The sequence below is a fragment of the Mesorhizobium sp. M7A.F.Ca.US.002.01.1.1 genome (assembly GCF_004022955.1).
GTDB classification, from domain to species: Bacteria; Pseudomonadota; Alphaproteobacteria; order Rhizobiales; family Rhizobiaceae; genus Mesorhizobium; species Mesorhizobium ciceri.
This window is the reverse complement of sequence record NZ_RZQE01000959.1, coordinates 1-904: the sequence shown is the minus strand read 5'-3', so window position 1 is coordinate 904 and position 904 is coordinate 1. Positions and strand designations below refer to the sequence as shown.

The 904-nt window shown below is 63.3% G+C and carries 2 protein-coding genes; both read right to left on the bottom strand.

The genetic code is table 11. The features are described 5' to 3' along the window. Window positions 1-416: nucleotidyl transferase AbiEii/AbiGii toxin family protein (locus EN932_RS37050; RefSeq protein ID WP_164890890.1), on the bottom strand; the 416-nt coding region annotated here is incomplete at its 3' end. Beyond that, a partial coding sequence (locus EN932_RS37045) for a DUF6088 family protein (RefSeq protein ID WP_128369570.1) occupies window positions 413-904 on the bottom strand: 492 nt, incomplete at its 5' end. The genes EN932_RS37050 and EN932_RS37045, both read right to left, overlap by 4 nt.

The window sequence follows — 904 nt, the reverse complement described above, 5'->3', positions numbered from 1 at the left end:
TTGGTGACCTCTGTCAACTGGGCGGCGAGGAACGCATTGAGCGGGCCGGTGATATAGGCGCGACAGGCATCTCGGATCGCGTCCAGTTTGGCGCGGCGCTTCTTGTTCGACAATGCCTCCAGCTCTTCGACCGACGCAGGCTCCTCGAGGTCATCGCGGAACACGGTGACGTCGATATCCTCGGAGAAGCGCTTGATGAGGTCGTAGCCCTTCGACAGCGACGTGCCGCCCTTGAAGAGCAGCCGCGGTTCTCCTGCCGGCCGTTCGTGATAAAGCGCGTTGAGGGTCCAGCAGACCCAGAAGTCCTTTTCGACATTCCCGACCGGCGCGCCGATGCGGTTGGCCGTGGCGAGGAATAGATCGAGCCGATCACGCGGCGGTGCGGCAATAATCTGACGGTAGGCGGCGGTCGTCATGGCTTGCCCTCCGGCCCAGCTGTTGTGTTGAGGAGTTGGCGGAGGAACTCCTGCATCCAGATCGGGACGGCTGAAAGACCGGCGCGCAGATCCTCGCGGATCGCCTGGCCGTGCTTGGGGTCGGAAAGCAGGCGGCGCAAAGCAGTCTCGATCCGCTTGCGCTCGCTGTCTTGGGTCAGCATATCCTGCATCCAATGCAGGGCTTGGACGACCCGCATTCCCGGTCGATCCGCCCAATAAAGGCGGCTCGGCGCCGCATACTTGAAATAGATTTCCTGGCTGCCGAGTTTGATCGGCTTCAATCTCGCATCGACCAGTACCTCGATCCGCGCGGGTACGGCCGTCGTAAGCCCAAGATCGTTGGCGGCCGTCATGCCATCGATGACGGTGCGCGCGTTGTCGCGGCGTGTCACCGCCCGGATCACGGCGCGATAGTCCGGCACGGTGGCGCGGCCGGTCAGAGTATTGGTCCGCGGGCGGTCATAGAG